This is a genomic window from Algoriella xinjiangensis (assembly GCF_900115015.1).
GTDB lineage: Bacteria > Bacteroidota > Bacteroidia > Flavobacteriales > Weeksellaceae > Empedobacter > Empedobacter xinjiangensis.
In genome coordinates, this window is sequence record NZ_FOUZ01000010.1 from 147,640 (window position 1) to 167,651 (window position 20,012).

At 30.1% G+C, this 20,012-nt stretch carries 21 protein-coding genes; 11 read left to right on the forward strand and 10 right to left on the reverse strand.

The genetic code is table 11. The annotated features are described in order from the left end of the window. The first annotated feature begins 41 nt into the window (after positions 1-41). Positions 42-647 (forward strand): hypothetical protein, encoded by a 606-nt coding sequence (locus tag BM072_RS10920; RefSeq protein ID WP_092908703.1) that lies wholly within the window; start codon positions 42-44, stop codon positions 645-647. Between the two features lie 23 nt (positions 648-670). Then, the gene (locus tag BM072_RS10925; RefSeq protein ID WP_092908704.1) at positions 671-1,093 is read left to right on the forward strand and encodes a PaaI family thioesterase; all 423 of its coding nucleotides are present in this window, start codon (positions 671-673) and stop codon (positions 1,091-1,093) included. Here BM072_RS10925 and BM072_RS10930 read toward each other — a convergent pair whose 3' ends face one another. Beyond that, the gene (locus BM072_RS10930) at positions 1,094-1,885 is read right to left on the reverse strand and encodes an AraC family transcriptional regulator (protein ID WP_092908705.1); all 792 of its coding nucleotides are present in this window, start codon (positions 1,883-1,885) and stop codon (positions 1,094-1,096) included. 62 nt (positions 1,886-1,947) lie between these two features. Here BM072_RS10930 and BM072_RS10935 point away from each other — a divergent pair, with 62 nt between their 5' ends. The 4 genes from BM072_RS10935 to BM072_RS10950 all read left to right on the forward strand — a co-directional run bounded on the left by BM072_RS10935 (position 1,948) and on the right by BM072_RS10950 (position 5,392). Continuing rightward, entirely contained in the window at positions 1,948-3,162 is a 1,215-nt protein-coding gene (locus BM072_RS10935) for a CynX/NimT family MFS transporter (RefSeq protein ID WP_092908706.1), read from the forward strand. A gap of 86 nt (positions 3,163-3,248) precedes the next feature. Next, positions 3,249-3,929: a VOC family protein gene (locus tag BM072_RS10940; protein ID WP_092908707.1), complete on the forward strand. Its 681-nt coding sequence runs from the start codon at positions 3,249-3,251 to the stop codon at positions 3,927-3,929. After that, positions 3,922-4,389, forward strand: coding sequence for a GNAT family N-acetyltransferase (locus BM072_RS10945; RefSeq protein WP_092908708.1), 468 nt, complete (start codon positions 3,922-3,924; stop codon positions 4,387-4,389). Before BM072_RS10940 ends, BM072_RS10945 begins: the two co-directional genes overlap by 8 nt. A gap of 88 nt (positions 4,390-4,477) precedes the next feature. Further along, positions 4,478-5,392 carry an AEC family transporter gene (locus BM072_RS10950; protein ID WP_092908709.1) on the forward strand — a complete coding sequence of 305 codons (915 nt, stop codon included), beginning with the start codon at positions 4,478-4,480 and terminating at the stop codon, positions 5,390-5,392. Positions 5,393-5,420: 28 nt separating this feature from the next. Here BM072_RS10950 and BM072_RS10955 read toward each other — a convergent pair whose 3' ends face one another. Further along, a complete protein-coding gene (locus BM072_RS10955) occupies positions 5,421-6,167 on the reverse strand; it encodes a dienelactone hydrolase family protein (RefSeq protein ID WP_245752141.1) in 747 nt (248 codons plus the stop codon). 104 nt (positions 6,168-6,271) lie between these two features. On the opposite strand from BM072_RS10955, the gene BM072_RS10960 reads away from it, so the two are divergent. Next, entirely contained in the window at positions 6,272-6,682 is a 411-nt protein-coding gene (locus BM072_RS10960) for a putative signal transducing protein (protein WP_092908711.1), read from the forward strand. 61 nt (positions 6,683-6,743) lie between these two features. Here the strand turns inward: BM072_RS10960 and BM072_RS10965 are convergent, their stop codons facing one another. From BM072_RS10965 to BM072_RS10980, 4 genes are all read right to left on the reverse strand, one after another. Beyond that, the gene (locus BM072_RS10965; protein WP_092908712.1) at positions 6,744-7,742 is read right to left on the reverse strand and encodes a beta-ketoacyl-ACP synthase III; all 999 of its coding nucleotides are present in this window, start codon (positions 7,740-7,742) and stop codon (positions 6,744-6,746) included. 177 nt (positions 7,743-7,919) lie between these two features. After that, positions 7,920-8,813 carry a helix-turn-helix domain-containing protein gene (locus BM072_RS10970; protein WP_092908713.1) on the reverse strand — a complete coding sequence of 298 codons (894 nt, stop codon included), beginning with the start codon at positions 8,811-8,813 and terminating at the stop codon, positions 7,920-7,922. 100 nt (positions 8,814-8,913) lie between these two features. Then, positions 8,914-9,840: a 2-hydroxyacid dehydrogenase gene (locus BM072_RS10975; protein ID WP_092908714.1), complete on the reverse strand. Its 927-nt coding sequence runs from the start codon at positions 9,838-9,840 to the stop codon at positions 8,914-8,916. A gap of 84 nt (positions 9,841-9,924) precedes the next feature. After that, a complete protein-coding gene (locus BM072_RS10980; protein ID WP_092908715.1) occupies positions 9,925-10,311 on the reverse strand; it encodes a hypothetical protein in 387 nt (128 codons plus the stop codon). A 181-nt stretch (positions 10,312-10,492) separates the two neighbouring features. Between BM072_RS10980 and BM072_RS10985 the strand changes: the two genes are divergently transcribed. Beyond that, positions 10,493-12,526 (forward strand): M3 family metallopeptidase, encoded by a 2,034-nt coding sequence (locus BM072_RS10985; protein ID WP_092908716.1) that lies wholly within the window; start codon positions 10,493-10,495, stop codon positions 12,524-12,526. A 79-nt stretch (positions 12,527-12,605) separates the two neighbouring features. Here BM072_RS10985 and BM072_RS10990 read toward each other — a convergent pair whose 3' ends face one another. From BM072_RS10990 to BM072_RS11005, 4 genes are all read right to left on the reverse strand, one after another. Beyond that, positions 12,606-13,952, reverse strand: a complete 1,347-nt coding sequence (locus BM072_RS10990; RefSeq protein ID WP_092908717.1) for an ammonium transporter — start codon at positions 13,950-13,952, stop codon at positions 12,606-12,608. Positions 13,953-14,145: 193 nt separating this feature from the next. Continuing rightward, a complete protein-coding gene (gene bla, locus BM072_RS10995; RefSeq protein ID WP_245752143.1) occupies positions 14,146-15,033 on the reverse strand; it encodes a class A beta-lactamase, subclass A2 in 888 nt (295 codons plus the stop codon). A 5-nt stretch (positions 15,034-15,038) separates the two neighbouring features. Next, a complete protein-coding gene (lgt, locus tag BM072_RS11000) occupies positions 15,039-15,884 on the reverse strand; it encodes a prolipoprotein diacylglyceryl transferase (protein WP_092908719.1) in 846 nt (281 codons plus the stop codon). A gap of 12 nt (positions 15,885-15,896) precedes the next feature. Next, on the reverse strand, positions 15,897-16,412 hold the full coding sequence (locus tag BM072_RS11005) for a GNAT family N-acetyltransferase (RefSeq protein ID WP_092908720.1): 516 nt from the start codon (positions 16,410-16,412) through the stop codon (positions 15,897-15,899). Between the two features lie 91 nt (positions 16,413-16,503). Here BM072_RS11005 and BM072_RS15525 point away from each other — a divergent pair, with 91 nt between their 5' ends. The 3 genes from BM072_RS15525 to BM072_RS11015 all read left to right on the forward strand — a co-directional run bounded on the left by BM072_RS15525 (position 16,504) and on the right by BM072_RS11015 (position 19,781). Further along, a complete protein-coding gene (locus tag BM072_RS15525; RefSeq protein WP_221405172.1) occupies positions 16,504-17,745 on the forward strand; it encodes a flippase-like domain-containing protein in 1,242 nt (413 codons plus the stop codon). 142 nt (positions 17,746-17,887) lie between these two features. After that, positions 17,888-19,075, forward strand: a complete 1,188-nt coding sequence (locus BM072_RS15530) for a bifunctional lysylphosphatidylglycerol flippase/synthetase MprF (RefSeq protein WP_221405173.1) — start codon at positions 17,888-17,890, stop codon at positions 19,073-19,075. 1 nt (position 19,076) lies between these two features. After that, positions 19,077-19,781 (forward strand): AcvB/VirJ family lysyl-phosphatidylglycerol hydrolase, encoded by a 705-nt coding sequence (locus tag BM072_RS11015; protein ID WP_092908721.1) that lies wholly within the window; start codon positions 19,077-19,079, stop codon positions 19,779-19,781. The last annotated feature ends 231 nt before the right edge of the window (positions 19,782-20,012 follow it).

Here is a 20,012-nt window from a genome sequence, read left to right on the forward strand (position 1 = left end):
TTTTCGAAGTACAATATTTGTTTAACTATTAACTATATTGTATGACTCAGAACATTTCTGAACTAAATTTAGCGCCAATTTCTAATGAAAAATTTGTTGATTTCATCAATCTTCAATTGCCTATTGTAAACAAAGATTTAGAAAATCAAATAATTGAAGAATTCAAAATTAGGAATTTAGATTTTCGTCATTTGTATAATTCAAAAACAAATGATTTGAATATTAAACTTCCTTTGTCTTTAATAGACGGTTGTTTGTTTGAGCGCAATATCCCGAAACCGCCATTAGTTGGTAATTTTTATCCAATTGTTAATCGTTTAAAAAGTTTTTTAATCAATACGCAAGAACTTCAAAATAAAAAGTTTAAAACGTTTGATTATATTTTTGATCAGTTGTTTTTGACAAAAGATTTAATTACGGTTATTTCACAAGAAGATATTTCGCAATTAACAGAAAATGATGTTTTTATCTGTTTTAAAAATAGTCAACAACAATTTCCAAATCAAGAAATTTTAAAAATTATTCCGTCTAAAAATTATCTTGTAACAATAGATAAAGGCAATTATTATAGAGGTTTAAAAAGTGTTTCTATTTATCAAAACAACCAAATTATTTCAGAATTAAATTTAGTTAATCCAGCTATTTAAGACTTTTTATTTAATTTTACGAAATGACGCCAGAAAAAAAACAATTAGTCGAAGCAAGTTTTAATCGATCAGAAACATTAAAGTTTTATAACGCTACGTTAATGGAAATTGAGACCGATTTTGTTTCGATTAAAATTCCAAAACAAGAAATGATGACGCGAAAAGATGGTATGTTTAATGGTGCGATGATTGCTTCTTTGGTTGATGTTTCGTCTGGTTATGCCGCGGTTAGCCATTACGAAGACGATTGTTATGTTGTAACGGTTGAGTTAAAAGTAAATTATTTGCGCCCAGCAATTGGCGATTTTTTACTATCGAAAGCGTATGTATTGAAAGGTGGAAAAAAAATAAGTGCAATTAGAACCGAGATTTTTGCCGTTGACGAAATTTCTGGAAAAGAAACGCATGCTGCAACTTCTTTGGTTACAATGATGCGCATCAAATAATCAGGATTTTATTGAATTAACAAATTCATTTGGGCGAACTTGTAACAACTGATAAAAACTATTGCTAAAAGCTTGTAAACTTTTGTAACCTACTTTATAAGCCACTTCGGCAATTGTAATCTTCTGTTCGCCTAAAAACTCAATGCTTCTAATTATTCGTATTAATTGCAAATATTTACTTGCCGTTAAACCTGTTTCTTTCTTAAATAATCGTTCCATTGTTCGTAACGACATCGAATAATTTTGCGCCAATTCTTCAAACAAAATAGTTGACGAAAAATTTTCTTGTAAAAAAACACAAACTGCATACAATCTATCATCTTTTGGTACAGTTAATCCTAATTTCATAGAACTTGTCCAAAAAGAAGGCATTTCGTATAAAATTGCTTTCAAAAACAATTGTTCTTCAAATTTTTCTTCTTCTTGTTTACTCCATTTACTCGCGTAAAAAAGCATTTCTTTGAGTACAGTTGGCACAGAAAAAATTCTGACTTCATTATAAAAATCCTCTTTATCATCTTCCAATTCAAAGAAAATAGTCATTAATCGAATTGATTCTAAAGTTGTTTTTGTTTTGTGTAATTTATTTGTCGGTATCCAAACAGCATGATTTTGAGGCAATAAAAACACCTCATCATCTACAAACAAATGCTGATAACCTTCTGCTACATACGCCAATTGCGCACGTTGATGCGAATGAAATTCATCTTCATGCTTCCAATCATCTTCATACCAAACGTAATATTTTTTTGGAATTGAATCTAAAATTGAATGTTCTTGACTATTGTACATTTTGTCGTTTTAAATGTAATTATTGACAAATTTATGTAAATAACCACAATTATCTTTGTATCATGCAAAATGAAACAAATAATACAGCTCAAAATAAATCAAATTATATTGGTATTACACTTTCTGTTTTAGGAATAATATTAGTTGCAAGTAACTTACGTTCGCCATTAACAGCGGTTGGACCTGTGCTAGATGAAATTGCTTCTCAATTACATTTAACTAAAACGGAAGCTGGTTTTTTAACTGCAATACCTCTTTTCGTTTTTGCAGCTTTTTCTGTTTTAATCGGAAAATTTTCCATTAAATACCGAATAGAAAAATTGGTTTTCATTTCTTTAATTCTCCTAATTATTGGTTTGTATTTAAGAATTAACGACAGTATTTTTTCTCTATTTTTTGGTTCTGCTTTAGTTGGAATTGGAATTTGTATAGGAAATGTTGTAATGCCCGCTTTTATCAAAAAAGAATTTCCGAAAAAAGTTGGAATGATGACTGGCGTATATTCGGTTGGAATGAATTTAACCGCCGCATTTGCTGCTGGTTTTAGTATAAAAATTGGACAATGGACAACTATTGGATGGAAAGGTTCGCTAGGAATTTGGATTATTCCCGTCTTTATTACACTACTTGTTTGGATTTTTCAATTGCTAAAAAAGGTAAATATTGTTTCTAAAAACACATCATCTAACACTTCTGAAGTTAACATTTATAAGTCAAAAATAGCTTGGAGTATTAGCTTTTTTATGGGCTTACAATCGCTAATTTATTATTGTATAATTGCGTGGCTACCTATTATTTTGATAAGTTATGGAATGAAAAAAGAAGATGCTGGTTGGATATTATCTTACCTTCAGTTCGCCATGTTGCCCATAACTTTTGTCGGTCCAATTATCGCATCGCGTATGAAAAATCAAAAAATATTGATTTATTTCATCAGTTTATGCTTTATAATCGCATTTTTATTGCTCAATTTTTACAATATAAAATTTGTTGTTTTAGCCGCTATTTTATTAGGAATTGCAAACGGATTAGCATTTAGTTTGGTTATGCTTTTCTTCTCAATGCGCACAAAATCGCCAATATCAGCTGTCAAATTATCAGGAATGTCGCAATCTATCGGTTATTTATTAGCAGGTTTTGGACCTCCAATTTTCGGAAAATTATTCGAACTCACAAATCAATGGGCTTATTCATTCTATTTTTTATTATTCATTTCCGTTATTCTTTGTTTTTCTGGCGTTTATGCTGCACAAAATAAAACAGTTGAAGAATTGTAATCAAAACGTCTATTGTATCATTATTTAAATCAATTACAAACTAAAAATCTAACGTTAATTTTCGATTACATTTAATAAAAAAAGATATGAAAATTATAGAATTAGAACTAAAAACCAATAAATTAAACGAAAACAAACAGTTTTTTACTCAAATTTTAGAACTTGATTTGATTGAAAATTCTGAAAATTATTTTAGTGTTCAAATTGGTTGGACAAAATTAAAATTTATTACTTCTGACCAAGAAAATATTTATCATTACAGTTTTTTGATTCCGAAAAATCAATTGCAAAATGCGTATAATTGGATGAAAAATAAAGTTGAAATTCTAGAAACTGAAAATAACAATGTGTTTAGTAATTTTGAAGCGTGGAATGCAAAATCATTTTATTTTTATGATGGATCAAATAATCTTGCAGAAATTATTATTCACGCTAATTTGGATAACGAAAGCAATCAACCTTTTGATGCTTCATCTATTCTAGGAATTAGCGAAATTGGTTTACCGACTTTAGAAATTGAAGAAATTAATCAACAAATAGAAAATGTAACGAATTCTAAATTTTGGAAAGGAGATTTTGACGCATTTGGTACAAATGGTTCTGATGAAGGTAAAATTCTTCTTCCAAATTATAACATAAAAAAAACGTGGTATCCGACAGAAATTAAGATAAAATCAGCTCCTTTTCGAGCAATCATAAATGTAGAAAATAACACATATAAGCTGACTTTTAACAATCAACAACTAGAGATTAACAACTATGATTAAACTGCGAAAAGGAACACAAAATGATTTAGTAGAAATGCAAACGTTGTTTCTTGATACCATTCATATTGTTTGTAAAAATGATTACTCCGAAAAACAACGAGAAGTTTGGTCTTCTTCGGTCGAAAATAAAGCACGTTGGCATTCTATTTTTGAGAATCAAATTGTTTTAATCGCCGAAATAAACACTAAAATTGTTGGTTTTATTACTTTAGAAAATCATAATTATATCGATTTTTTATACGTACATCATAATTTTCAGCGAAAAGGAATTGCTTCGGAATTATTGGTAAAAATAGAGAAAATTGCACTAAAAAATAACCAAAACCAATTATTTGCTGATGTTAGTATAACTGCAAAATCATTTTTTATATCGCATGGTTTTGATGTAGTTAATTCTCAAAAAGTGATTCGAAAAAATGTCGAATTGACAAATTTTAAGATATCAAAAAATCTATTCTAATTATTTTTACTTTTCGAACAATATTAATTGAATATCCTAAACAAAAATGGCAGTTGCGTTGTAACTTTGCACACAAAATAAGACCAAAATGGTAAATTTTATTCTAATCGCAGTTTGTATAATTGCTGGAATGATTTTTAAAGCAACAAAATCAATTCATCCCGACGCCCACAAAGGAATCAATACGTGGATTTTATATTTAGCATTACCCGCAGTTTCTTTTAAATATTTACCAAAAGTAGAATGGTCAAAAGAAATGCTTTTTCCTGTTGCAACTACTTTTTTGATAGCAATTGGAAGCTTATTTTTTATGAAATTTTACAGCAAAGCCAAAGGATATTCCGAACGTTCAAGACGTTCGTTAGAATTAGCAAGCGGTTACAGCAACACATCTTTCATCGGTTTTCCATTAATCAGCGCATTTTACGGCGAACAATATTTGAGCATCGCAATTATCTGCGACCAAACCATGTTTTTATGCTTATCTACAATCGGAATTATTTCTGCTTTAAAAGGCGGAAGCAACGGTTCTGGAGCAATTGATGTTAAATTTATATTGAAAAGATTATTCACTTTTCCTCCATTTTTAGGATGTATTGGCGCTTTAATTTTATCTCAATTTATTGATTTAACACCCGCCGAACCATTTTTTGACAAACTTGCCGCAACCGTAGGTCCATTGGCTTTATTTTCGGTTGGTTTACAATTAAAATTTAATGGTTGGAGAAAATTATGGTCGCAAATATCTATGTCAATGTTGTACAAATTGATGATTGCTCCTGCTGTCGTAATGCTTTTAGCATTGATAATTGGAATAAAAGGCGACGTAGCTAAAATTACAATTTTTGAAGCTGCAATGCCAACGCTTGTTACGTCAAGTATTATTGCGGAACAGTTTAAACTCAACACAAAATTGACGAATTTGATTATAGGAATTAGTATAATTTTTGGATTTATAACGTCCTATTTTTGGTTCGAAATGATTCAATTTTTCATAAAATAAGAAAAGAGCTTTTGTAAAGCTCTTTTTTTTATTTTAATACTTCTTTTAGAAACAATAAGGTATGTTGCCAAGATCTGTCCGCCATTGTTTTATTGTAATCTGCAGATTCTGGATTTGTAAAAGTATGTTTAGAATTTGCATACGTTATAAACTGCCAATCGGTTTTGCCTTCGTCCATTTCTTTGGTTAAATTAACAATATCTTCTTGTTTTACAGATTCATCATTTGCAGGATGTTCTATTAAAATTTTTGCTTTTAAAGGAATATTTTTTCGAGAAATATCTTTCGCTAAACCACCGTGAATAGATACAACTCCTTGTACAGGTAATTGCGCACGAGCAGCTTCTAAAGCGCCAGTTCCTCCAAAACAATATCCAATAATTGCAATTTTATTTGGGTTAACACCAGCTTTTATCATTTCTTTTAAAGCCAAATCAATTCGTTTTTGATATGCACCAAAATCAGACTTATATTTTCCAGCAATTTTAGCAGCAGAAGCATTGTCTGTTGGTATATTTCCTTCGCCATAAATATCAGCAATAAAAGCAACATATCCTTCTTTTGCTAAATCTGTTGCAGCTTGTTTGGCTTCGTTATCAATACCTTTCCAAGCTGGTAAAATTAATACACCTGATAAATTTTTTGCTACATGATCAGTTATCATTCCGTTCAATTTTTGTTGTCCATCTTGATAGATAACCGTCTTCAAATTTTGTGCATTTAAACTATTCATAAACAAAAAGATTAAGATAAAACAATTGATTATTTTCTTCATATTCTTTATTTTAGATCATTATTTTTCTGAATTATTAAGTTATAAATAACTATCTTTATTTAAGCTATAAACAGAGATTATTTAACATTTTTAGAAAAATTTATATGGAATTAATTACACTTAAAGTTTTTGATAGCCCAATTGAAGCACATATACTACGATCAAAATTAGAAAGTGAAGATATTGAATCGTTTGTATTTGATGAACATTCAGTTGGTATAAATATGCTTTATGCGCAGGCTATTGGTGGTGTTAAGCTAAAAATTAGAGAAACTGATTCTGAAAGAGCATTGTCTGTTTTAGAAGAAATAAATAATACAAAATATACCAATGATAACGAAGAATTAATTATTTGTCCTACTTGTGGTGGTAACGATTTTTACACCAATTTTAAATCTTCGAAAGGTACAAAAGGATTAATATCTACTTTAACATCTTTCTTATTTTGGGTTTATCCTATTTATCAAAAAAATGTGTTGAAATGTAAAAATTGTGATACCGAAATTGATATGTAATCACAAAAAAAGAGCAACAATTGCTTGCTGCTCTTACTGAACAAAAATATGATTAGATCGATTAAATTGTCCAACGTAATAAACTTGCTCCCCAAGAGAAACCAGCTCCAAACGCAGTCAACATCAATAAATCTCCTTTTTTAAGTTTTGATGTATTTTCCCAAATACATAGTGGTATTGTTGCTGCAATTGTATTTCCGTAATGCTCAATATTGACCAAAGTTTTACCTTCTTCAATTTTAATTTCATTTCCTACAGCATCAATAATTCGTTTATTTGCTTGATGTGGAACCAACCAATTTACATCATCTACAGAATAATCATTTCGGCTTAAAACATTCAAACATGTATCGCTCATCGATTGAATTGCATTTTTAAACACTACTTTTCCGTCTTGTTTGATGTAACGTTTTTCATCCAACAACAATTGCTCGCTAATTGGATGAAGAGATCCACCACCTTCAATATTCAAATATTCTTTACCAGTTCCGTTGCTCAATAATAATGCATCTAAAATAGCCACTTCGTTTGTTGGTTCAAGCCACACAACTCCTGCTCCATCTCCAAATAAAATATTTGTAGAACGATCATTAATATTAACATACGCACTGATTTTGTCTGCACCAATTACCAAAATATTTTTGTAACGTTTTGTTTCTATCAACGAAGCCCCCATGTCTAAAGCATATAAAAAGCCAGAACAAGCGGCATTCATATCAAAAGCCCAAACGTTTTCTATCCCTAATTTATCACAAATAATATTTGCCGTTGCAGGCATCAACATATCAGGCGTAGAAGTTGCAACTATTAAAGCATCAACATCTTGTATGTCTTTTTGGTAAGTTTCTATAAGATTAAGAATTGCGCTTACAGCCATATCCGAAGTTGCTAAACCATCTTCTAAAATACGACGTTCTTTGATTCCTGTTCGCTTAACAATCCATTCGTCCGAAGTTTCCGTAATTTTCTCTAAATCAGAATTAGTACGTTTATTTTCAGGCACATAACCACCAATTGCAGTTATTTGCGCATATATTTTTTTATTAAAATCTACCTCCATAAAATTCTTCTCAATCAAATTATCTAACGAATACCTCTAAAAACAGCGGTTTGATTAAATAAATTTTGAAGTACAAAGGTCTACTATGTTTAAGTAATAGGTTAGCTAAATAAACGGAATAAGTTGTCAAAAAGACGCATCGAAGAATTATTTTAATATTTAATGATAATCAGATTTTTAATTATTTCCTTTGAAAGTACTCGGAGAAATACCCGCATAATTTTTAAAAAACTTACTAAAAACAGATGTATCTCCAAAATTTAAGTCAGTTACAACATCCGAAACACTAAATTTAGGATTTCTAAGCAATACTTTTGCCTCTAAAATAATCGCTTCTGCAATAATTTGTTTGGGCGATTTATTAAAAACTTCTACAATAATTTTGGTTAAATGTTTACGACTAATAAACATTTCATCTGCATAAAATTGCACATTGCGTTGACGTTTAAAATGCGTGGAAACCAAATATAAAAATTGCTTTGCCAATTCTTCTTTTCTAACTTCCTTAGTCGTATTTTTTGCCATTGCAAGTTGATTGTAATGGTTTCCTAATTCGTACATCAAAATAGAAAAATGATGTAAAACCAAATCCTTTGCAAAAATATTTTCGTTCTTAATCGTATACTTACTAATCTTATTTAGATTATATCGTAAATCACGTACAATTTTCTTGTCAAGTGAAATAATCTTAGGATACTTTGACGATAAAAATTCAACTAAATTATTTGATTTAACATGAAATCCAGCTTCAATAATCAATTCCGAATCAATAAAAATTGCTTGAACAGAAAAATCATCTGAAAGTTCTAAAATCTCAAATAATTGCCCTGGTAAAACAACCATAATATCATCACGCTTAATCAAATTAGGTTCTAAATTAACCGCAATTTCGCACGTTCCAGCTGTAATCAAAATCAAGCCAAGCGACGAAAATTTATAGGGTTTATGTCGTACGAAATAGTAATTATTTTCTGGACCAATATCAAATATTGCCAAACGTCGATCCGAAACTTGCTCTCTATAAGTTCTTAAAATATCATTTAACGAATACAACTGTATATAATCACTCATTTTTTGGCTATCAAATTCTATACAATTTTACTTAAAAATATTCAATTAATTGTTAATAAATACGTCTTTTATTCCGTTATCTGCGTCTTTTAGAACAATACTAATAACCTCTTTCCATGGAAACTTGATTTAACAAAGTTTCTTCATTCTTCATTCGTTTATAATTGTCTGCAACCTGCTCCAAAGCTGTGTTTGCATTCGTCATACTCGCAATATGTGGCGTAACATAAACTTGAGAATTCGTCCAAAATGGATGATTTTCTGACAAAGGCTCTTCTATAAAAACGTCTAAATAAGCTTCTTTTATTTTATTGTTTTTGATTGCAGTCAATAAGTCATTTTCGACCAAATGTCCTCCACGACCAACGTTAATCAAAACAGTATTATCAGAACAAAATTCAAAAAACTGTTCATTCAAAATACCTTCAGTTTGCGCTGTTAATGGTAAAATATTAATGATAAAATCTGTTTGAGAAATTGCATTTTCTAATTCATTTAAACCAGAAAAAGATTCAACTCCTTCTATATTTTTTGACGAATTCGACCAACCTTTCACCGTAAAACCTAAATTCACAAATTTTGTAGCAACGTCATTTCCAATTTCGCCCAAACCAAGAATTGTTACTGTAGTTTCTGCTATTGTTTTGTACGAAGTTGGCTGCCAATTTTTCTCTAATTGCGCTTTATAATAAGGTAAAATATTTTTTATTGAAGTTAAAACACATGTCAAAACATGCTCAAACATATCGTGTTTCAGCGCAGAATCAACAATTCGTGTAATGTTAATTGTAGACGGAATTGGCGTATGCAACAAATGATCAATTCCCGCACCAACAGATTGTACAACCTTCAGATTCGGAAATTCATTTACATAACCAACGTGCGGTTTCCACGTTACAATAAACTCAACATCGTTCGGATTTTCTATTTCTGGATAAATCTCTACTTTAGTTTCTGGCAATAATTCGGCTAATTTATCAAACCAATCGTCTATCGGTTTTTGATTAAATATGATGGCTACACTCATTTTTATTTCTTTTAAACAAATGTAGTCAACATAAAATTATTGCGAATAAATCGCTTTGTAGATTTTTATAGAATTAACTAAATTTTAATCTTGTTTCAAGTACAAATCACCAATCGTTCTCATTTCATCATCTTCGGCTTCTGTTGCTTCAGCTTTAAAATTAACTTGCGTTTTATCTGCATCCATATAGTACAAATAAACATTTAAACCATTTACACAAAACTCTTTACCTTTTGTGATATTTTCTTGAAATTTCAGAAAACCTAAATCATCTTCTTCTACAAATTTCAAAACACCACTGCATTTAGAATCTGGATAATCAATTTTATACTGATTGTCATTCGTAATGGTTAAAACAGCTTTGTAAGTCTCATCAACACCAGCTTGATAAACATCGCCCTCGTATACTTTATTTTGCGCATTAAGATAAGTTGCGCCAAAAACTAAACACGCTAAAACTAATTTTTTCATAAGATTTCTATTTGTTGGACGATAAATATACTGTATTCCTAAATTAATATTGAGTAAAAAATAACGAAAAATAAGTTAAAATTAATTCGAGCAAATTCTTGACGATTTGTCAGTTTCGTTACCTTTGGATTAGATTTTGAGAATAAATCAACAATCATTTTAATTAAAAAATACAACATATATGAGTAATCCATTGTTAGAAAAATTTGAAACACCTTTTGAAAGCGCGCCTTTTTCTAAAATAAAAAATGAAGATTATAAACCTGCATTTATAGTGGCTATAAAAGAAGCAAAAGATGAAGTTGACGCTATAACTTCTAATCCAGAAGCGCCAACTTTTGAAAATACGATTGAAGCAATGGAACTTTCGGGCGAAAAACTTGGTCGAATTTCTGCTATATTCTTCAATTTAAATTCTGCTGAAACAAATGACGAAATGCAACAAATTGCGCAAGAAGTTTCGCCATTATTGTCTGAATTTGGAAACGATGTACGATTAAATCAAGCTTTATTTGAGCGTATTAAAAAAGTATATAATCAAAAAGAGCAATTAAATTTAACAGCGGAACAAGCTTATCTTTTAGATAAAAAATACAAAGGTTTTTCTCGTAATGGAGCAAATTTAAATGACGAAGAAAAGTCTAAATTAAGAGAAATTGATAAACAATTGTCAATGCTTTCGTTGCAATTTGGTCAAAATGTTTTGGCTGAAACTAACAATTATCAATTAATCATTACCAATGAAAATGATTTGAAAGGTTTACCATCTTACGCTATTGAACAAGCAAAAACTGATGCTGAACAAAAAAATAGCGAAGGTTGGGTAATTACTTTGCAAGCGCCAAGTTATATTCCGTTTATGCAATATGCGGAAAATAGAGGGTTAAGAGAGAAATTATTTAAGGCAAATAGTGTAAAAGCATTTCAGGAAAACGAGTTTAACAACGAAGAAAATGTAAAGCAAATTGTAAAACTTCGTCACGAACGTGCTCAAATTTTAGGTTATAAAACGCATGCAGCTTATGTTTTAGAAGAACGTATGGCAAAAACACCCGAAACTGTTTTAGATTTTTTGAATGATTTATTGGTCAAAGCGAAACCTTTTGCTGAAAAAGAAATCAAAGAATTGAGTGATTTTGCACAAGAAATTGACGGAATAGACACATTGCAACGTTGGGATCATGCGTATTATGCAGAGAAATTGAAACAGAAAAAATTCAATCTTTCTGAAGAAGAATTAAAACCATATTTTCAATTAGAAAATGTAACACAAGGTGCTTTTGATATCGCTACAAAATTATATGGTATAACGTTTAAAGAAATCAATACCATTGATAAATACAACGATGAAGTGATAACGTATGAGGTTTTAGACAAAGATGGAAATTTCTTAAGTTTATTATACGCCGACTTTTTTCCGAGAGCAGGAAAACGTCCTGGTGCTTGGATGACAAGTTTTAGAGAAGCATCTAACGTAAATGGAGTTACAAAGCGTCCGCATATTTCTATTGTTTGTAATTTTACAAAACCTACAAAAGACACACCTTCTTTACTGACTTTTCAGGAAGTTACAACTTTATTCCACGAATTTGGACATGCTTTACATGGTATGTTGCCAAATACAGTTTACGAAAGTTTAGCAGGAACTAATGTGTATTGGGATTTTGTTGAATTGCCTTCTCAGTTTTATGAAAATTTTTGTTACGAGCCCGAAGCTTTAAAATTGTTTGCAAAACATTATAAAACAAGCGAAATTATTCCACAAGAATTAATCGAAAAAGTAAAAGAATCGTCAAGTTATATGGAAGGTTACCAAACGGTTCGTCAATTAAGTTTAGGATTATTAGACATGGCTTATCATGCAAATAATCTGAAAGAAATTGATAATTTACAAGCTTTCGAGAAAGAATCATTCAAAGCAACGGAATTATATCCCGAGGTTGAGAATAATATGACAAGTACATCGTTTTCTCACATTTTTCAGGGCGGATATTCTTCTGGATATTACTCGTACAAATGGGCAGAAGTTTTGGATGCTGATGCATTTGAGTTTTTTAAAGAAACTGGAATTTTTAATCCAGAAACAGCTCAAAAATTTCACAAATTATTATCTTCCGGAGGAACAATAGAACCGATGGAATTGTACGAGAATTTTAGAGGTCACAAACCAACTCCAGATGCTTTATTAAAAAGAGCAGGATTGGTTAAAGCGTAAAAAATTATCAATCAAAATATAAAAGCCGACTTGTCATAGTCGGCTTTCTTTTTATAGTCTAGTAGGTTAGTGAGTAATCTCACCAATTGAAACTTTCACCATGTTGAGAACTATCCAAACCTTCATTTTCAGATTCTTCACTTACTCTCAACGATATAATTTTATCTGTAATAAAATAGATTATTATTGATCCAAAAAAAGCGAAAATAGAAACTAATACCAACGCAATCATGTGATGAAAAAACACATTAAATCCGCCATGAAGTAAACTTGCATTTTCTCCGTGTGCAAAAATTGCAGTTAAAATCATTCCCATAATTCCACCAACACCATGACAAGCAAAAACATCTAATGTATCGTCAATCTTCTTTAAAGGTTTCCAATGCATCAAACTATTTGATACAATTGCAGTTATAAAACCTATAAAAATACTTTCGGGAATACTAACAAATCCGCATGCAGGTGTTATTGCTACTAAGCCAACTACCGCGCCAATACAAGCACCCATTGCCGATACTTTTCGACCATTGATACGATCAAAAAATATCCAAGTCATCATTCCCGAAGCAGATGCAATTGTTGTTGTTCCAAACGCCAAAGCCGCTGTTGCGTTAGCTGCTAATGCAGAACCTGCATTAAAACCGAACCATCCGAACCACAACATTCCTGTACCCAATAATACGAAAGGAATATTTGCAGGTTTATGTTCTGCTTTTTTTCTTTTTCCGATTACTAATGCACCTGCTAATGCGGCAAAACCTGCGCTCATGTGTACAACAGTTCCTCCTGCAAAATCTTTTACTCCAAAATATTTATTTAATAATCCTTCTGGATGCCAAACCATGTGACACAAAGGTGTGTAAATGAATAAACTGAATAAAACCATGAACAATAAATACGAAATAAATCGAACTCTTTCTGCAAAAGATCCCGTAACCAAAGCTGGAGTTATTACTGCAAATTTCATTTGAAACAATGCAAATAAAACAAATGGAATTGTAGAAGCCATTTGATGGTGCGGAAAAACACTAACATTTTTAAAAAATGGATATGAAAGTGGATTTCCTATAATACCGTAATGTTCTCCATTGATCTTAAAACCAATTGATTCGCCAAATGACAACGAAAAACCAACAACTACCCATAAAATAGAGATAACTCCAAGTGAAATAAAACTTTGTAGCATTGTAGAAATCACGTTCTTTTTACCAACCATTCCGCCATAAAAAAAAGATAATCCAGGCGTCATTAACAATACCAATCCTGCTGCAGCTAATATCCAAGCTACGTCAGAGCCCACAATATTATCTTCGCTTAAAAAATCTTTTATCGGACTTGTAGCTACATCAGTTTGCCAAAACAATCCTGTAATTGCAACGAGTGACATTATTAAGAACGAAACTTTCCATTTAAGCCCTACTTTCATTTTATTTATTTTTAACCCTTTCAAAAGTAGGGTTAAAAATAAATTTTATAACTTTTTATAGAAAAAATCAAGAATAAAATAGGGTTAAATATTAATTTATACATTTTATCCCTTACTATATTATCAAATTAATAAAAAAAGATTCCAAATTCGGAATCTTTTTATTAATCTAGTTATTCTAAACCTTAAAATTTTAATTGAGATAATAATCCCAAATCACTTTTGTTAATTCTGCCATTGTTTGCGCAGAAATTTCTTGTGTTTGATTCTTTATATTCTTCTGAAAAATAGATAAAACAAAATGTTTTCCGTTTGGTAAAGTAATAATTCCTACATCATTATGTGCAACACGTAAACCTGCGTCATTTTGATTAGAAATTCCTGTACGATGCGCTACCACTGTATTTTTTGGTAACTGACCTTTCATCCAAGTTGTACCTCGTGAATTTTGTTCCATTAACTGAATCAAATATTTAGTCGATTTCTTTTTTAAGATTTTACCTTTATAAAAATCAACCAATAAATCAGTCATAGCAATTGGTGTAGTCGTATTTAAATAACAATTTTCCCAAGTCGACATTTGTTGTTCATTTACTTTTATTGTAAAATCTTTCACATCTATTTTATCTATATAATCTTGAATAGCTTTTGTACCTCCAACTAAATCAATCAAAATATCACAACCATTATTGTCACTATCCGAAACAGTATAACGAAGAATTTTATCTAGCGTTAAATAAACATTTCCTTCGGGATAATCGTCCCGCATTGGGCTCCAAGTATCAGCATGTAAATCTGTTTTACGCACAAAAATTTTCTGATTCAACGAAAGTTTTCCTTTATCAACCAAATCTAAAACAGCCAATGCAATATGAAATTTAAAAACACTCATCATCGGAGCATTTAAATTTCCATTGATTGTTAGCGAATCATTATTCTCTATCATTCTTAATGAAATTCCTATTTCTGCATCTTGTTTCGAGATAATTTCGGTTAATTTTTGACGTAAATCTGTGTTATCTTGAGCAAAAACTCCCGAATAAAAACTAAAAAAAATGAATAACGAAAAAATAGATTTCATAGAAATTAAATTGTAGAAATATGAGTTGATTTCTTGTTTAATATATTTTTAACGACAAAAAATAATCCAATAATCATAAAAGGAATACTCAGAATTTGTCCCATATTAATTATCATTCCTTGTTCAAAATCAACTTGTTCTATTTTTATAAATTCAATCAAGAAACGCATCACGAAAATTAATAAAATTGTTAAACCAAAATAGAATCCTGTTCCAATAGAAAATATTTTTTTACGGTATAAAAAGTAAACGATAAAAAATATAATAAAATAGGAGATTGCTTCGTATAATTGTGTTGGATGACGCGGTAAATTATCTATTTGCAGAAATACAAAAGCCCATGGTTTTATGGTTGGAATACCGATCATTTCTGAGTTCATTAAATTTGCTAATCGAATAAAAGCGCCGCCCAAAGGCGTTACAATTGCAACAATATCTAAAACTTTTAGAAACTTTATTTTGAATTTAAACGAATAAATTAATAACATCAATATCAGCCCAATTCCACCGCCATGACTAGCTAAACCAGCGTAACCAACGAAATGATAATTGCCTTCGAAATCTTGCTGAAAGGGTATAAAAATTTCTAAAATATGGTTTTTATAGTACTCAAAATCATAAAATAAACAATGTCCTAAACGTGCGCCAATCAAAATACCGAAAAATCCATAAAAGAAAAGAGCTTCGTGTGCTTGATTTGATAATCCTTCGTTTTTATAAACCGACTTCAGAATTTGGTAGCATAATATGATGCCAATACAAAAAAGTAAGCCATAATATTTTAGTGGAAAACCACCAATATTGACAATTTCTGGGTTAACATCCCAAATAATATAAAGTAGATTTTGCATGTTTTTCGTAATTTATTCTAAAACTTTTTCGAATGCTTTTCGTGCGCCGCCTCTAAAAAAAACTTCGCCACAATACGAATAACCAAGTTTCTCAAAAACACGTAACATACCAATATTATCAAAATTTGTATCTACTTTTATGCTTTTAATATCTTTTGACAACGCTACTTTTTCTGCTTCTTGCATTGTCCAAGTTCCTAAACCTTTAATCACAACATCTTGCGCAACAGCTAATCTATGCACAACAGCGTATTTACCATCAGTCAGCCATTTGCCTTCTAACTCTAAATAAGCAGGCTCAACGGCATCAATAATCGCAACATAACCAATTATTTGTTGTTCATTTTCTAGAATTACATAACCATAATTATTCGCAATATCTTCCTTCACAACTTCCAAATTTGGATAACCATCTTGCCACTGATCGCTTCCTTCCTCTTTTCTTTTATTAATTGCTTGTTGCAAAATCTCCCAAATTCTATCTGCATCAGCGTTTTCCGCTTTTCGTAATGATAATTGACTCAACATTTTTTTGTTTTCTAAATAGTTAGACAATATAAAAATAATTGTTTTAAATTTTTAGATTAAATTTCATAAACCTAAGACAACCAATAAACCTATGAATTTTATAACCAAAACCAATTTCTCTAAATTACCTTGGCAACAGATTATAGCCATTTTAATTTTGTTTTTAGCCTTCTTTTTCTTTAGAAGCGAACGAGCAGAAATGTCGCAGATAATTCCAAATCTTGTTGCGGCAAAACCACTTTGGTTAGTTTTTGGAGCGATTATTACATTTCTCACTATCGCATTGCAAGCTTATATGTATATTTTTAGTTTTAAAGCTGTCGGATTACATTTATCTTTTTGGGATGCAACAAATTTATTTTTAAAACGTAATTTGATTAGTATTTTTCTTCCAGCTGGCGGTATAAGTTCGTTAGCGTATTTACCGAATCAAATCAAAAAGAAAAATTTAGAGCAAACTAAAGTTTATCAAGCAAGTTCTATTTATGGTTTTGTTGGCTTGTTAACTGTACTTCTAGTTGGTCTTCCTATTATATTGTATAGTATTTTAATTAATAAAAATTTTGATAATGCATGGTTTTCTATTGCAATTTTAAGTGGTGTTTTGTTATCTATTTATTTTCTTGATCAATCATTTCGGAGAAAAAATAAATTTTATCAGTTTTTAGAAAAAAAATTCCCCGCAATTATTTATGAAATTAATCCAATATTTGAACTAAATTTTGATCAAAAAAATTATTATTTAACCATTTTAACATCAATTCTTATTGAGTTTACAGGTATTTTACACGTTTACATTGCAATATTGGCTTTGGGTTTAAATCCAACCTTCGAAGCTGCTGCACTTGGGTATACAATATCTGTTTTATTAATGATAATTTCACCTTTTTTAAGAGGTTTAGGAGCTGTAGAATTTGCAATGATTTATGTTTTAACACAATTTGGATACGCACAAAACCAAGGATTAGCCATAACATTATTGTACCGCGTTTTCGAATTTTGGTTACCGATACTTTTAGGAATTATCAGTTTTTTATGGAAAGGACGAAAATTATTTGCACGCATATTTCCTGCACTGATGATATTTAGTTTAGGAATCATCAATATTGTCTCGGTAATTACTCCACCACTCGCATATCGTCTTCATCTCGAAAAAATATATTTACCAATCGAGTTTATGCATCTATCAAAATTGATGACATTATTTGTTGGTGTCGCACTAATTATCACCTCTTCGTATTTGATAAAAGGTTTAAAAATCAGCATGGATTTTTGCATTATTTTTTGCAATTCTGTCCTTTTTAGGAAATATACTAAAAGCGTTAGATTATGAAGAAGCTACTTTTGCATTATTTACGATAATTCTATTGGTTTATTCTCGAAATCAATATCATTTAAAAACAAATTATAAACGTTTAAAACAAGGTTTTTCCTTTTTTATATTTGGATTCGTTGCATTATTAACCTTCAATATTTTGTCATTTTATTTTATTGATAAAAGACATTTTGGAGTAGATTTTTCTTGGAAACAAGCTTTATATTATACTTTTCAGAACTTTCTGTTATTCAAAGAAAATGATTTAGTTCCGAGAACTCATTTTGCAAAAGATTTTAAAGACATCAATTATTTCTTTGGATTTATATCATGGATTCTCTTAATTCTAGCATTTTTTAGATCCAAAAATTATTCAACAAATGATATTCAAAACATAGAAAAGGCACAAAATATTACCAATCAATTTGGAAATTCTGCATTAGATTATTTCAAATTATTAGACGATAAATCATTCTATTTTTCTGAAAATTACACTGCATTTATCTCGTACAGAATCGGTTCAAATTTTGCTATTGCTTTAGAAAATGTAGTTGGAAATGATGCTGATAAAAAAAATGTAATTCTAGAATTTGAAAAATATTGTCAACAAAAAGGCTTGAATACAGCTTATTATCGCGTTTCTGAATCAGATTTAATTCATTTTAAAAAACTAAAAAAACAACATTTATTGATTGGACAAGAAGGTATAATTGACGTAGAGAAGTTTAATTTACAAGGGAAAGATCGAAAATCGATGCGAAATGCATTAAATAGTTTAACCAAAAAAGGTTACACTACAGAGATAATAAAAGCGCCATTATCAGAACAATTATTAGATGAATTAGAACGTGTTAGCAACGAATGGCTGAATGAATTTGAGAAAAAAGAAATTGTATTTGCAGAGGGTAAATTTGATCGTGAATTGATAGAAAATCAAACTGTTATTGTATTAAAAGATGAACAACATAAAATTGTAACTTTCCTTAATATTATTACTGATTATACACCAAATGAATTGACGTATGACATGATTAGACGCACTATTGATGCACCAAACGGTAGTATGGATGCTGTAATAATTACGATGATAGAACATGCAAAAAATGAAAAAAAATCGCATATAAATATTGGAATGACACCAATGGCAGGTATTACAAAAGCGAATAATATTCTCGAAGAAATTATGAAATTTGCATATCATCGAATTGGATCTTTTAAACAATATCAAACTATGCGCGATTTTAAAGAAAAATATGCTGATAACTGGACTAATAAATACATTGTTTACGGAAATGATGTCGAATTAATGCAGCTTCCGAAAGCCTTAAATAAAATTATGAAACCTTAAGATGAAAACACAAGCGGTTATATTTTTTTCAATTTTAATCCTATTAATTGGGTTTTATATCATCAGAACCAAAGGCGATGATGTAGATATCAATACTCCTTTACCGCTTAAAATATGGACGAAAAATAACAATGATTTACCAATTATTTTTTATTTAAGTGGTGATGCAGGAATTGGACCATTTTCATCTAAAATATGTACAAATCTCCATCAAAATGGTTATGATATTTATGCTTTAAATTCAAAAGTTTATTATTGGAACAAACAAGATCCGAAGAATACAGCTGAAGTTATTTCACAATATTTAGAGAAAATATTTAAAAATCATTCTAATCAAAAAATAATTTTTATCGGCTACTCATTTGGTTCTGATGTATTACCGTTTATAATTAACAATTTACCAAAAAACACAACGAATAGAATAGAAAATATTATTCTTTTGGATCCCTATGAATCTGCAGATTTTGAAATTTATTATAAAAATCTAATTTTTGAAAGTGTTTCAGGTCAATGGCAAACAATACCTGCAATTAATCAATTACCACCAATCAAACTTTCAATTATTTTAAGTGATTATGGAGAAAAATATCCTTACAATAAAATTAATCATCATAAAAATATCATTCATTTAGGCGGAAATCATCATTTTAATCGAGATTATAAATTAGTTACAAAAACAATTCTTAATCAAATTGAAAAGTACTAAGATAATCCCTTTTCATTCCGAGCGTAGCGAAGAATCTTATCACAATCTCTCCATCTACTATTTCCCTCCCGTCATCCTGAACTCGTTTCAGGAACACACAAGTTAAGTTTTGAGTAATAAGTCTTAAATCTCTTTCCCTTGACTTTACTCCATAAAAAAAGTCTCAAGAAATAAATCTTGAGACTCTTTATAAAAACTGGCGACGACCTACTCTCCCGCAATAGCAGTACC